This window comes from Sphingomonas sp. Leaf22 (assembly GCF_001421715.1).
GTDB lineage: Bacteria > Pseudomonadota > Alphaproteobacteria > Sphingomonadales > Sphingomonadaceae > Sphingomonas.
The window spans coordinates 1-14,352 of record NZ_LMKP01000001.1 but is presented as its reverse complement, the minus strand read 5'-3'; the positions used below and the strand labels follow the sequence as shown (position 1 = coordinate 14,352).

General features: G+C 68.0%; 9 protein-coding genes. 5 read left to right on the top strand and 4 right to left on the bottom strand.

The window, feature by feature from the left end; genetic code table 11:
• Nucleotides 1-48 precede the first annotated feature (48 nt).
• Nucleotides 49-2,106, bottom strand: a complete 2,058-nt coding sequence (locus ASE70_RS00045; protein ID WP_056500122.1) for a S9 family peptidase — start codon at nucleotides 2,104-2,106, stop codon at nucleotides 49-51.
• 85 nt (nucleotides 2,107-2,191) lie between these two features.
• On the opposite strand from ASE70_RS00045, the gene ASE70_RS00040 reads away from it, so the two are divergent.
• Nucleotides 2,192-3,997, top strand: a complete 1,806-nt coding sequence (locus tag ASE70_RS00040; protein WP_056500120.1) for an aminopeptidase P family protein — start codon at nucleotides 2,192-2,194, stop codon at nucleotides 3,995-3,997.
• Here ASE70_RS00040 and putA read toward each other — a convergent pair.
• A complete protein-coding gene (gene putA / locus ASE70_RS00035) occupies nucleotides 3,983-7,078 on the bottom strand; it encodes a bifunctional proline dehydrogenase/L-glutamate gamma-semialdehyde dehydrogenase PutA (RefSeq protein WP_056500115.1) in 3,096 nt (1,031 codons plus the stop codon). The genes ASE70_RS00040 and putA overlap by 15 nt on opposite strands.
• Nucleotides 7,079-7,322: 244 nt before the next feature.
• On the opposite strand from putA, the gene ASE70_RS00030 reads away from it, so the two are divergent.
• A complete protein-coding gene (locus tag ASE70_RS00030) occupies nucleotides 7,323-7,775 on the top strand; it encodes an Lrp/AsnC ligand binding domain-containing protein (protein ID WP_056500112.1) in 453 nt (150 codons plus the stop codon).
• Between the two features lie 320 nt (nucleotides 7,776-8,095).
• A complete protein-coding gene (locus ASE70_RS00025; RefSeq protein ID WP_056500108.1) occupies nucleotides 8,096-8,626 on the top strand; it encodes an alpha/beta hydrolase in 531 nt (176 codons plus the stop codon).
• 506 nt (nucleotides 8,627-9,132) lie between these two features.
• Here the strand turns inward: ASE70_RS00025 and ASE70_RS00020 are convergent.
• Nucleotides 9,133-9,588: an Lrp/AsnC family transcriptional regulator gene (locus ASE70_RS00020; protein WP_056401910.1), complete on the bottom strand. Its 456-nt coding sequence runs from the start codon at nucleotides 9,586-9,588 to the stop codon at nucleotides 9,133-9,135.
• Nucleotides 9,589-9,709: 121 nt separating this feature from the next.
• Here ASE70_RS00020 and alr point away from each other — a divergent pair, with 121 nt between their 5' ends.
• Both alr and ASE70_RS00010 read left to right on the top strand, forming a co-directional pair.
• Nucleotides 9,710-10,822, top strand: a complete 1,113-nt coding sequence (alr, locus tag ASE70_RS00015) for an alanine racemase (protein WP_056500104.1) — start codon at nucleotides 9,710-9,712, stop codon at nucleotides 10,820-10,822.
• The gene (locus tag ASE70_RS00010) at nucleotides 10,810-12,060 is read left to right on the top strand and encodes a D-amino acid dehydrogenase (protein ID WP_056500101.1); all 1,251 of its coding nucleotides are present in this window, start codon (nucleotides 10,810-10,812) and stop codon (nucleotides 12,058-12,060) included. The genes alr and ASE70_RS00010 overlap by 13 nt, the downstream gene beginning before the upstream one ends.
• Here ASE70_RS00010 and ASE70_RS00005 read toward each other — a convergent pair.
• Complete coding sequence (locus tag ASE70_RS00005) at nucleotides 12,054-14,027, bottom strand: EAL domain-containing protein (protein ID WP_200925577.1); 1,974 nt, start codon at nucleotides 14,025-14,027, stop codon at nucleotides 12,054-12,056. The two genes, ASE70_RS00010 and ASE70_RS00005, sit on opposite strands and share 7 nt — an antisense overlap.
• Between the last annotated feature and the right edge of the window lie 325 nt (nucleotides 14,028-14,352).

Sequence of the window (14,352 nt, the reverse complement as noted above, 5' to 3'; positions counted from 1 at the left end):
CCTCCACCACCGCTACGCGGCGGTCCCCCTCCCCGTGCCGGGGAGGATTCAGGCGTCCACCCCCAACTGCCACAGCACGAACGCCATCTCCTCGGCCGCCTCGCGCAGACTTTCCCACCGCCCCGACTTGCCGCCATGGCCTGCACCCATATTGGTCTTGAGCAGCAACACATTATCGTCGGTCTTGACGCTACGCAGCCGCGCCGCCCACTTGGCCGGCTCCCAATAGGTCACGCGCGGATCGTTCAGCCCGCCCGAAATGAACACCGGCGGGTAGGGCTGTGCGGTCACATTGTCATACGGGCTGTACGACCGGATCAGTTCGAACGCCGCCTTGTCCTCGATCGGATTGCCCCATTCGGGCCATTCGCCGGGCGTCAGCGGCAGGCTGTCGTCGAGCATGGTGTTCAGCACGTCGACGAACGGCACGCTCGCCACCACCGCGCCCCATAGCTCGGGGTCGGAGTTCATCACCGCCCCCATCAACTCGCCACCCGCCGACCCGCCGGCGATCGAGATCCGCCCTTCGCCGGTGAAGCCGAGGTCGATCAGCCCCTTCGCCACATCGACAAAGTCGTTGAAGGTGTTGGTCCGCTTCTCCAGCTTGCCGTCCAGATACCATTGCTGGCCAAGGTCGTCGCCGCCCCGGATATGAGCGATGGCAAACGCCATGCCGCGGTCGAGGAACGACATGCGGCTGGTCGAAAAGCCCGGCGGGATCGCATAGCCATACGCACCATAGCTGTAGAGATAGAGCTTGCCCGTCCCGTCGCGCGGGAAGTCCTTCGGATACACCACCGAACACGGGATCGCGGTGCCGTCGCGGGCGGTGATGTGCAGCCGCTCGGTCGCATAGCGCGCGGGGTCGTAGCCCGACGGAATCGCCTGCACCTTGCGAACGGTTAGGCTGCCGCTCGCCACGTCATAGTCATAGACGGTGCCCGGCGTGACCATCGATTCATAGCCGAGCCGCAGGGTATCGACGTCATATTCCGGATTGTCGCCCAGCCCGACAACGAAACTCGCCTCCGGAAACGCGATTGGCCGCACCGCCCCGCCCGCATAGTCGTGCAACCGGATCTGATCGAGCCCGTCCAGTCGCCCCTCGACCACGAACAGCTTTGCGAAGGTCGTGACCCCGGTCATGTAGAAATGCGGGTCGGCGGCGATCAATTCCTGCCAGTCGTCAGGCCGTTCCAGCGGCGCAGTCGCAAGGCGGAAGTTCGGATGCGTGTCGTTGGTGTGGATGAACAGCGTGCCGTCATGCTCCTCCACATCATATTCGACATGTTCCTCGCGCGCCCGCACAAGGATCGGTTCGGCGGTCGGATCGTCGGCCGGGATCAGCCGCACCTCGCTGGTGACGTGGTCGCCCGCCGAAATGACGAGGAAGCGCCGCGACTGGGTCTCGCCGACCGACACGCGCCAGCCCTCATCGGCCTCGTGATATAGTTCGATGTCCTGCTCGATCGGCGTGCCGATGCGGTGCAGCCGGGCATTGTCGGTCCGCCATTGTTCGTTGGCCAGACCGTAGAGAAAGCCGGTGGAATCCCCCGTCCACACCAGTTCGGACAGCGTTCCCGGGATCACGTCGGCCAGCAATTCGCCGGTCGCCAGATCCTTGACCCGCGCCTCGAACCGCTCGCCGCCGTCATCGTCGATCGCATAGGCGAGCAGCCGCCCGTCGGGGCTGACCGACAGCGCGCCCAGCCGAAAATATTCCTTGCCCTCGGCCAGTGCCGGCTCGTCGAGGATCAGTTCGTCGGCACCGCCCGCCACCGGCTTGCGCCACCAGCGGCGATACTCTCCGCCGGTCTCGAAATCGGACCAGTACCACCAGTCGCCGTCGCGTTGCGGCACGGTCGCATCGTCTTCCTTGATCCGTGCCCGCATCTCGGCGAACAGCGTATCGATCAACGGCTGATGCGGGCGCATCACCGCGTCGAAATAGTCGTTCTCCGCCTTCAGATAGGCAAGCACGTCTTCGTCCTCGACCTTCGGATAATTCGGGTCACGCAGCCATGCCCATGGATCGTCGACGACGATGCCATGGCGTTCGAAGGTGTGGGCACGTTGTTCGGCGATCGGCGGAATGGGTCTGGTCATAGGACGCCCATATGGGACGCGCCGTTGCCGACGTCGAGTTCGGTTGTGCTTTTGTGACGCGGTCGTGGCTGGTAACCACGCGGCCATGACCAACAACTACCACGAACGCCTTGTCGCCCTGCGCATCCACCTCGCCACGCTAAACCTCACCGGGTTCGTCGTGCCGCTGACCGACGAACATATGAGCGAATATGTCGGCGACTATGCCCAGCGCCTCGCTTGGCTGACCGGGTTCAAGGGATCGGCGGGCAGCGCGGTCGTGCTGCGCGACACGGCGGCGATGTTCACCGACGGCCGCTACACGCTGCAGGTCCGTGAGCAGGTCGACGCTGCCGACTGGCAGTTCGTGCAGGTGCCCGCGACGTCAATGACCGACTGGCTGCGGGGTGCCGTGCAGGCCGGTGATAGGATCGGCTATGATCCATGGCTGGCGACGGTCGATTGGGTCGCGTCCGCACGGGAGGCGCTCGCCGATGCCGGCGCGGAGCTGGCGGCGATCGACACCAACCCGATCGACGCGCTCTGGCGCGATCGCGCCGCCCCCTCGCCCGCGCCGATGTGTGTGCAAGACGATGCGCTGACCGGTCGCACCTCGGCCGAAAAGCGTGCGGCGATCGGCGAATGGCTGACCGAACGGCGGGCGGACGCGGTGATCCTGTCGGCGCTCGATTCGATCGCATGGACATTCAACGTGCGCGGGACGGACGTGGCGCATACCCCGGTCGCGCTCAGCTATGCGATCGTTCATGCCGACGGCACCGCCGATCTCTTCGCCGCGCCCGCCAAGGTCGGCGACGATGTCGTCCGCCATCTCGGCAACGCGGTGACGGTCCGGCCGATGACGGCGTTCAAGGACGCACTCGGCCAGTTCGCCGGCAAGCGCGTCGCTGCCGACCCCGATCGTGCCGTCGCGGCGATCCACGAAACGCTGCGGCAAAACGGTGCGACGATCGTCGCCGAACGCGATCCGACCGTTCTTGCCAAGGCGATCAAGAACCCGGTCGAGATCGCCGGCCACGCCGCAGCGCAGGCACGTGACGGTGCGGCGATGGTCCGCTTCCTGAAATGGTTCGAGGAAACCGCGCCGTCGGGCGCGCTGACCGAATTGTCGGCATCCGACCGGCTGGAGGCGATGCGCGCCGAAACCGGATACTTACGCGACCTATCGTTCGACACGATCAGCGCCACCGGCGCGCACGCCGCCAGCCCGCATTACAAGGCGACGGTCGAGAGCGACGCGGCGATCCTGCCCGGCCAGCTCTACCTCATCGATTCGGGCGGTCAGTATGCCGATGGCACCACCGACATCACCCGCGTCATGCCGGTCGGGGCCGTGTCGGACGAGATGCGCGACCGCTTCACCCGGGTGCTGAAGGGGCACATCGCGATCGACACCGCTATCTTCCCCGACGGAACGCTGGGCGGGCACATCGACGGCTTCGCGCGACGGCCCTTGTGGGAAGCAGGGCTCGATTACGCGCATGGCACCGGCCATGGCATCGGCAGCTATCTGTCGGTGCATGAAGGACCGCAGCGGATCGGTGCCCCCAACTATCCGGGCGGCGGGCCGATGGAGCCGCTGCGCGCCGGCATGATGCTGTCGAACGAGCCGGGCTATTACAAGGCGGGCGAATACGGCATCCGCATCGAAAACCTGCTGCTGGTAGTCGAACGCGACATCCCCGGCGGCGACCTGCAGATGCTGGGATTCGAGACGCTGACCTTCGTGCCGATCGAGCGGACGCTGATCGTACCGGCGCTGCTGACGCCGACCGAGCGGGCGTGGGTCGATGCCTATCACGCCCGCGTCGCCGACCTGCTGACGCCGCTGCTCGACCTCGAGACAGCGGCGTGGGTCACTGCGAAGTGCGCGCCGTTACAGGTTGAGTAGCGCCGGGTCGCCGCCCTTCGCCATGATGTTGATCGACGTCGATCGCTCGGCGGCATAGCGCAGCAGCGCGTCGGGACCGCCCGCCTTCGGGCCGGTACCCGACAGCCCTTCGCCGCCGAACGGCTGCACGCCGACGACCGCGCCGATGATCGAGCGGTTGACATAGACATTGCCCGCCGGGACCAGCGCCGCAACTTCCTCGGCGAAGCGGTCGATGCGGCTGTGGATGCCTAGCGTCAGACCATAGCCGCGCGCCGCCAGCTTGCCAGCGACTTGCGCCAAGTCGGCGGGATCGTAGCGATAGATGTGCAGGACCGGGCCGAATACCTCACGTTCGAGGAAGTCGGGGCTGGGCACTTCGGCGATGACCGGCGCGAAGTAAGTACCGCGGTCGTCCCAACCGCGCAGGTCAGCGCGGAACAAGATTTTTGCTTCGCGCTCAAGGCGTTCGACATGGGCGTTCAAGGCACCTCGCGCGTCGGCGTCGATTACCGGGCCGATATCGGTCGCCGGATCGGACGGGTCGCCCAGCACCATGCAGGCGGCCGCGCCGAGCAGCGTCTCGATCACCGCATCGGCGGTATCTTTGGGCAGATACAGCAGGCGGAGTGCCGAACAACGCTGTCCGGCCGATCCGAAGGCCGACAGGAGCACGTCGTCGACGACCTGTTCGCGCAACGCGCTGGTGTCGACGAACAGGCCGTTCAGGCCGCCGGTTTCGGCAATGAACGGCAGAATCGGGCCGTTGCGGTTGGCGAGCGTGCGGTTGATCGCCCAGGCGGTGTCGGTGCCGCCGGTGAAGGCGACGCCGGCGATCGACGGGTGCGCGACCAGCGCCGCGCCGACCTCCGCCCCCTTGCCGGGGAGCAGCGCCAGCAGGTCGGGATCGAGGCCGGCGGCGTGGAACAGGCGGACCGCTTCATACGCGATTAGAGAGGTTTGCTCGGCGGGTTTGGCGAGAACGGCGTTGCCCGCGGCGAGCGCGGCAGCGACCTGTCCGGTGAAGATCGCGAGGGGGAAATTCCAGGGCGAGATGCAAACGAAGACGCCGCGGCCGTGGAGTTCGATCTGGTTCACCTCGCCCACCGGACCCGGCAGCACGGTCGGGCCGGCGAAGCGGGTTTCGGCCAAGAGGGCGTAATAGCGGCAGAAATCGATCGCCTCGCGGACCTCGGCGACGGCATCGTTCAGCGTCTTGCCGGCTTCGGCGGAGAGGATGGCGATGAAGCGGTCCATCTGCGCGTCGAGGGCGTCGGCCATGGCACGCAGCACCTTGCCGCGACCGACGCCGCCAAGGGCGTTCCAGCGGGGTTGGGCGGTGCGGGCAAGGGCAGCGGCGCGGTCGATTTCGCTGGGGGTAGCGGGGCTTACCGAGCCGATGGTGCGGCTGTGATCGACGGGGCTTACCATGGGTGCGGCACCGCCGCCGGGGGTCGATTTGCCGCCGATCAGGGGGGTGGCGTGGATGTTGGCGAAGGTGTCACGTACCGATGCCGCCCCGGACCGGACCGAGGCGATGGAATAGTCGCGGCCCAGCGGGTTGGCGCGGCCGGGATAGATGTCGGATGGGGACGGAAGACGCGGATGTTGACGCGGGGTTGCCGCGACCGCCGCGACCGGGTCGGCGACCAGCTGCGCCGCGGGGACATCCTCATCGAGCAGGGCGTTAACGAAGCTGCTGTTCGCTCCGTTTTCGAGCAGGCGGCGGACCAGATAGGGGAGTAGTTCCTGATACCCACCGACCGGCGCATAGGCCCGCAATATCAGTTGGTTATCGCCGGTTCCTGACGCGGCGCGGTACAGCCCCTCCCCCATGCCGTGCAGGCGCTGGTGCTCCATCGTCACGCCCGCGCGCGTCGCCATGTGCCGCACCGCCATCAGGCTGTGGGCGTTATGCGTCGCGAATTGCGGATAGAGCGCGGGCGCGGCGGCGATCAACTTGTGCGCGCAGACGAGATAGGACAGGTCGGTCGCGGCCTTCGACGTGAACACCGGATAGCCGGGATGCCCGGCGATCTGCGCGCGCTTGACCTCGCTGTCCCAATACGCACCCTTGACCAGCCGGACCATGATCCGCCGCCCGGTATCGCGCGCCAGCCGCTCCAGCCCGTCGATCACGCCGCGCGCACGCTTGCCATAGGCCTGCACCACGACGCCGAGACCGGTCCAGTCGCCAAGCTCGGCCTCACGCGCCAACCGGTCGATCAGCTTGAGCGACAGGGCCAGCCGGTCGGCCTCCTCGGCATCGATCGCGAGGTTCAGATTGTGGCGGGCACCGATCAGCGCGAGGCGCTTCATCCGCGGATAGAGGTCGGCGAAGACGTCCGCCTCGCGCACCGCTTCATAGCGCGGGCACAGCGCGGAGAGTTTGACCGAGACGCCATGCCCCTGTTCGGGGGTGCTGCCGGGTGCGCGGGCGCGACCGACCGCATCGATCGCGGCGGCATAGATATGTTCGTAACGATCGGCATCTTCGGGAGTCCGCGCCCCTTCGCCCAGCATATCGAACGAGCAGAGATAGCCTTCCTTCGCAGCACGCTTCAGCGCCGCCTCGATCGTCGCGCCCAGCACGAACTGGTCGCCCATGATGCCGACCGCCGCCGCCAGCGCGCGACGGATGACCGGTTCGCCCAACCGCCCGGCCAGCCGCCGGATCGTTTCGCCGACCCCGGCCGGACCTTCGTCGCCGACCAGCTTGCCGGTAAGCGTCAGGCCGATGGTCGAGGCGTTGACGAACAGGCTGGACGATTGCCCGAGATGCGCCGCCCAGTCGGCGGTCCCGACCTTTTCGGCGATCAGGCGGTCGCGGGTCGCGGCATCGGGGGTGCGCAACAGCGCCTCGGCGAGGCACATCAGCGCCAGCCCTTCCTGCGTGCCCAGCGAGAATTGCTGGAGGAAGCCTTCGACCACGCCGGGCTTGGCGGCGGCGGCGCGGGTGCGCTCGACCAGCGTCGCGGCCTTGGCGACGATCTCGCTGCGGTCGGACTGGGTCAGCGGCACCTGTGCCAGCAATTGCGGCAGCAAGGCGCTTTCGTCGGTGAACTTGTCGGTGTCGAGGGCGTCCCAGTCGATCGCGGGCATTCGTCTCTCCGTGTGGCGGTTCCTCGGTATATCTCGGTTGGCGACGAAGGTGCTTCGTATGTTGTCGGGAGTAGACGAAGCTTTTCTGGCTCTACTGGCGGTTTTCCCATAGATCTTCACCAGCAAGCCCCTCCCTGACAGGGAGGGGTTGGGGTGGGTCGGTCTGCGAGGGAGCGGATCGCCCGGCCCCAAACCAACCCACCCCCAGCCCCTCCCTTCTCAGGGAGGGGAGCGAGCGACTGCCATGGACCAGACCGACCGCAAGCTGCTGCGCGTGCTACAGGGTGACGGGCGGATCACCAATCAGGCGCTGGCGGCGCAGTGCGGCATCTCCCCCGCCGCCTGTTTCGAACGGGTGCGGCGGTTGCGGGAAAGCGGGGTGATCCGGGGATATGCCGCGCTGCTCGACCCGGAGAAGCTCGACCGATCGCTGCTGGTGTTCATCGAAGTGCTGCTCGACCGGACGACCGACGACGTGTTCACCGCCTTCGGCCACCATGTTCGAGACCTGCCCGAAGTGCTGGAATGTCATATGGTTGCGGGCGGTTTCGACTATCTGTTGAAGGTTCGTATGGCCGATATGGCGGCCTATCGCGCGTTCCTTGGCCGGACGCTGACGACCGTGCCGGGGGTGCGCGAAACGCGGACCTATGCGGTGCTGGAGGAGGTCAAGTCGACGACGGCGCTGCCGCTGTGATCGGCGTGCGATCCGGGAACGATCGACCTTCACGGAAACCCACGGGATTTCGTCATTCCCGCGCAGGCGGGAATCCATAGACGCTGAAGTTCGGCTCGATCCGCGACGCCGGCGTATATGGACTCCCGCCTGCGCGGGAGTGACGAATGAGGATGGAACGCGATTCCTGCGCCCGGCGAACGGAGTGTCGATCCCCCTGAAACCGCCGCGCGTTTCGTGGCAGTGACGGATCGCTTGACCGCCTTCCACCCCCGACACGGTTGCACCGGTCCACCGCTGTGGTAGCTTCGCTGTCGATATCCTGAACGGGAGACGAAACCATGGTCGCGATTGCTGCTGCCCGCTGTTCGGTCCTTGCCCTGTCCGACGGCGCACCACCGCCCGTGCTGCGCGAGGCGATCGACCGGTTGCGCGCCACGCTGGTACCGCTGGGTCGACAGACCGATGGCGACCGCAACCTGCTGGGCGCGCGGATCGACCGGTTCGTCGGGGACGCCGATCGGCAGGTGATCCTGCTCGCGCACGGTGCCGGGTGCCGCGCGGCGGCGTGGTGGGCGCGGCTGTCGCCCGCCCATTATGTCGAACGGGTGACGGGGGCGATACTGGTCGACCCGACGATGGAGGCGGGGGCGGATCGCTTTGCCTCCCCCGCGACGCTGCTGCCGTTCCGATCGGTGACGGTCGACCGGACCGGGCAGATCGAGGCACTGGCCCGCGAATGGGGCAGCGAGTTGCTGGCACCCGACAGCGCGGTGCGCGGCGGCGGGCTGATCGGGTTGATCGAGCGGTTGAGCGGTGCGGTGGTCGCGCATGACGTGCGGACCGCGGAGAAGCTGGCGCGGTTGCGATAGGATTGGGTTTGCGGGCTTTGGGCTTTAATGCCGCCCGTTCCCGTTCCGCTGCCCCTTCCATTTGCTTCGAGCGGAGGTTCGAGCCTGTCGAGAACCGTAGTCGAGAAGGGGGTGCCCCGAACGGGGTGTTCTCGACGGACGCTTCTCGACAAGCTCGAAGCTGCTCGAACCGAACGGGGAAGGAAGAATCCGACAGGCTCGTTCGTCCTGAGTATCCGCTGAGCTTGTCGAAGCGGTGTATCGAAGGACTGCGACCGGTGCTTCGATACGGGCTTTCGACAAGCTCAATCCCCGAGGCCGATCGACCTTCAGTAAGGTTTCGACTTCTCCCCTCCCTGACAAGGGAGGGGCTGGGGGTGGGTCGGTCTAGGGCGGGCGAGTCGCTCCCTCGCGGGCCGACCCACCCCCGACCCCTCCCTTGTCAGGGAGGGGAGAAGCTTGTTGGCCTGACAGCCGACTGTCGATCGGTCCTACTCAACACGAACGGGTTTGCACGAAGGCCCACCCTACCCCCGCCGCCGCGGCATCAGCGCGTTCCGCATTGCGAAGCTCGAATTGATCCGCGTCACGCCCGGCAGGCGCGACAGGATGTCGGTGTGCAGCGCCTCATAGGCCGCCGCCGAATCGACCGCGACGCGTAGCCAGTAATCGGACTGGCCGGTCATCAGCCAGCATTCCTGAATCTCGGCATGACGGCGCACCGCGGCTTCGAAGCGGGAGAGATATTCCTCGGTCTGACGCTCGAGCGTCACCTGTACGATCACGGTCGCGCCATGGTCGTTCGGGTCGGTGCGGGTTACGACGGTGTAGCCGCGAATGACGCCGGCTTCTTCGAGCAGGCGCACGCGGCGCAGGCAGGCGGACGGCGACAGGCCGACCTCCGCCGCCAGCGCGTTGTTGGTGCGGCGCGCGTCGAGGCGGAGCAGGTTCAGCAATTTGCGATCGATCGCGTCGAGGTTCATCGAATCTTGCTTTCCTGCCGCAGGATGTTGCGCGATCGGCCGAATATGACCGATCCTGCACGACAAACGCATCCCCTGCACGCGATTTGGTATTAGGATCGGAATCGGAGATCATGCCGCCATGACGTTGTTGACCATCGACCTCGACGCCCTTGCCGCCAATTACCGGATCGTCGCGCGCACCGCCGCGCCGGCGCGGGTCGCGGGGGTGGCGAAGGCCGATGGCTATGGGCTGGGTGCGACGCTGGTCGCGGGGGCGCTGTATGGCGCGGGGTGTCGCGATTTCTTCGTCGCGCTGACGGCGGAGGCGACCGCGCTGCGGCCGTCGCTGCCCGCCGATACGCAGTTGTTCGTGCTGAACGGGATCGCGCCGGGCGAGGAAGCGGCGCTGATCGCGGCAGAGGCGGTGCCGGTGCTCAACTGCCTGGCGGACCTTGCGCGCTGGGCGGCGGCAGCGCGGATCGTCGGGCGGCGGTTGCCGGCGGCGGTGCAGGTCGACAGCGGCATGTCGCGGCTGGGGCTAGCCCCCGGCGACGTGGCGGCGCTGGCAGCGGATGGCGGGGCGCTCGCCGATCTCGATATCGTGCTGGTGATGAGCCATCTGGCGTGCGGCGACGAACCCGATTCGGCGGCGAACGCGGCGCAGCGGGCGCGGTTCGCCGAACTGGCGGCGATGCTGCCCGCCGCGCCGCGCTCGCTCGCCAATTCGGGCGGTGCGTTTCTGGGTACCGGATTTCATGGCGATCTGGTGCGGCCGGGGATCGCGCTGTACGGCGCGGCACCGCAAATGGGGCGCGACAATCCGATGCGGCCGGTGGTCGCGCTCGACGCGCGGATCGTGCAGTGGCGCGACGTGCCGGCGGGGACCGGGGTCGGCTATGGGCTGACGTCGGTCGCGGCGCACGACCGGCGGATCGCGACCCTGTCCTATGGCTATGCCGATGGCTGGCCGCGATCGCTCAGCAACCGGGGCGCGGCCTATATCGGCGGCTATCGTGCGCCGATCGCCGGGCGGGTGTCGATGGACAGCATCTGCATCGACGTTACCGACGTGCCCGGCGACGTGCTGGCGGCGGCGAACCGGGCCGAACTGATCGGGCCGAACCAGACGATCGATCGCGTCGCCGCCGATGCCGGCACGATCGCCTATGAAATTCTGACCGGGCTGCGCCACCGCCATGCGCGCCGCATTCTGGGCGTTCGGCAAGAGGGGATGGTTCGATGCGCGTCGTGATCCTGGGCGCGGGGGTGATCGGGGTCACTTCCGCATGGTATCTGGCACAGGCGGGCCATGAGGTCGTGGTGATCGACCGGCAGGCGGGGCCGGCGTTGGAGACCAGCTTCGCCAATGCCGGGGAGATTTCGCCAGGCTATGCCTCGCCATGGGCCGCGCCGGGCATTCCGGCCAAGGCTGTGAAGTGGTTGTTCATGGAACACGCCCCGCTGATCCTGCGGCCGCAGTTCGATCTGGCGATGCTGCGCTGGCTGGTGGCGATGCTCGGCAACTGCAATGCGCGCGACTATGCGGTGAACAAGGCGCGGATGGTGCGGCTGGCCGAATATAGCCGCGACCGGCTGATCGAGCTGCGTGGGAGCACCGGCATTTCCTATGACGAGCGGTCGCAGGGCACGTTGCAGCTGTTCCGCGAGGAAAAGCAGCTGGCGGGGATCGACAAGGATATCGCGGTGCTGAAGGCCGATGGCGTCGCCTATGAAGTGTTAGATCGCGCCGGGTGCATCGCCGCCGAACCGGGACTGGCGGGCAGCAACCAGCCGCTGGCGGGCGGGCTGCGATTGCCGGGGGACGAGACGGGTGATTGCTTCAAGTTCACCAATGCGCTGGCGAAGATGGCGGCGGATGCCGGGGTCGAGTTCCGCATGGGGACCACGATCAAGCGGCTGGTGCGGCAGGGCGACCGGATTACCGGGGTCGAAACCGATGCCGGGCCGGTGACCGGCGACGCCTATCTGGTGGCGATGGGCAGCTTTTCGCCGCAACTGCTGGGGCCGGTGGGGCTGCGCGTGCCGGTATATCCGGTGAAGGGCTATTCGATTACCGTGCCGATCGTCGACGAAGCCCGCGCGCCGGTATCGACGCTGCTGGACGAGAGTTACAAGGTCGCGATCACCCGGCTGGGCGACCGCATCCGGGTGGGCGGCATGGCGGAGATTTCGGGGTTCAACAACGACCTGCCCGAAGCGCGGCGGGCGACGCTGGAATATTCGCTCGGCAGCCTGTTCCCCGGTGCCGGAGACACGTCGCGGGCGAGTTTCTGGAGCGGCCTGCGCCCGATGACGCCCGACAGCACGCCGGTCGTCGGGCCGACGAACTTCGGCAACCTGTTCCTGAACACCGGGCACGGTACGCTCGGGTGGACGATGGCATGCGGATCGGCGGCGGTGATCGCCGACCTGATGTCGGGCAGGCGCGCGGCGATCGAGACGGCCGACCTGTCGATCGCGCGCTACTGATCGAGCAGCGCGGACAGCGCCGGGCCGGTCAGCGGCTCGGCGCACAGGAACCCCTGATACAACTGGCACCCCTCGGTCGCGAGCGCGTCGCGCTGTTCGACGGTCTCGACGCCCTCGGCGATGATCGTCAGGTCGAGCGAGCGGGCCATGTCGATGACGCCGCGCACCACCACCCGGTCGCGGTGCGTGCCGACGATGTCCTGCGTCATCCGCCGGTCGAGCTTGAGATAATCGAGCGGCAGCGCCTTCAGATAGGCGAGGCTGGAGTAGCCGGTGCCGAAATCGTCGATCGCCACCCGGCATCCCGCCGCACGCAGCGTCGCGAGCAGCCCGGCAGCCTCGCCCAGTTCGGCGATGAGGCCGCTTTCGGTCACCTCGACGGTCAGCCGGTCGCGCGGGAACCCGCTGGCATCGGCGCAGGCGAGCAGCGTTTCGGCGAAATCGGGCCGGGCGATGTCCTCGGCGGTGACGTTGATCGACAGGCGCAGCCGGGCGAGCGGCGGTGCCCACGCGGCGGCGATGCCGAGCGCCAGTTGCTGGACATGCCCCGACAACGCCCCCGCCAGCCCGGCATGTGCCGCAGCGGCGAATAGCAGTTCGGCCCCCAGTTCGCCGCGATCGGGATGCTCCCACCGCGCCAGCGCCTCGACGCCGACGATCGCACCGGACAGCAGATGGACCTGCGGCTGGAACCGGATGGCGATCTCCCCCCGATCGATCGCGCGGCGGACGCCGGCGGACAGCGAGCGGTCGTCGTCGGACGCCCGGCGCTCCGCCGCTTCGTCGGCCGGGACGCCGGGCAGCGCGTCGCGCATCCGGTCGAGCAGCGCCGCGCCGTCCTCGCCGGGACGGGCGATACCGAACGCCTGTTCGAGGAACAACGTCACCATCGTGCTGCCCGCGACGAACGGGCGGGCCAGCGCCTGCGCGAGCGCCGCTTCCAGCCCGGCGTCGGCACCATGCGGCAGCAGGACCGCAAATTCGGTGCCGCCCAGCCGGGCCAGCGCCGCGCGGGCGACCCCGGCGTCGCGCACCGCGCGTTCGATCCGGCGCTCGACCGCGCGCAGCAACGTATCGCCGACCCCGCGCCCCTGCTGCCGGTTGACTGCTTCGATGCCGCGGACCGCGAGCACCCGTGCGCCGGGCCGTTCGCCCGCCTCGATCCGGCGATCGAGCCAGCTCCGTGCGCTGGTCAGGTCGCGCACCGATCCCAATGCCTCGCGCACCGCCGCACCGATATCGCCGACGCGCGTCAACGGCTCGACCAGCGCGTGCAGCCGATGGGTATGCGGGTCGCGCGCGACATGCTGCACGACCCGCCCCAGCCCCGGCAAGTCGTGCGCGAACGCGGTTGCAGGCAGTGCGTCGCCCAGCCGCCGGATCGCGGCCAGCGCCGTCCGCCGCCCCGCCCGGCCGATCGCGCGCAGCGCGGTGCGCGGCGAGCCGAGTTCGCGCAGCCCCACCGCCTCCGCCAAGGCCGGCGTCAGTTGCAGCGTGCCGCGTTCGCCGTCATGCCGCCAGCCGAGCGCCGCCCCGCCCCCGGCCTGCGGATCGTGCCAGCCGCCGCCCATGCGGATGACGTAACGCTCGGCCGATCGCACCGCCTGCAACAACATGTCGGCCGCGATCGGGCTGACGAGGAAATGGGTGGCCCCGGCATCGTGCAAGGCGCCCAGTTGCGGCGAATCGCCGCGCGCGACCAGCACCAGCAGGGCGTCGCCATGGCCGGCGACCTGCGCCAGTTCGGCGGTCGCGGCGATCGCCTCCTGCACCGCGCCGCGCGCATCGATGATGACGATCGCCGCACCGCTGGCGGCGACGCGCTGGCGCAGTCCCTCCGCCCGGCGGGCGGCGACGACGTACCAGCCGCCACGCGACAGGATCGCGGCCAGTTCGTCGCGTTGCCGGAACGACAGCACGAACAACGTCCGCTCCCGCGTCGCATCATGGCCTTGCCAACCGGTCATGCCCCCCGTCATCATCCGACTGTATGAGGCGACCGGCGTGGCGGCAATGGACACTTGCGGTCCGCTGCCGGACGATGGCGCGCTTCGCTTCCCCACCCGCACGACGTTTTTTACGAACGTCTCGCGCTCAAAATGTTCGCGTTAAACGCGTACCCCCGCGCAGGCGGGGGGGTCCAGCGCCAGGCAGAACAACGGGTTGCAAGTGCCGCCCTGGACCCCCGCCTGCGCGGGACTGTTTACACGAGGCGCGTTTTGGATTCTTCTGTGTTCCTTTGATTTGGGACGGGGAGGATAGGATGCGTTGTCCAGCGTGTGAGGGGACCGA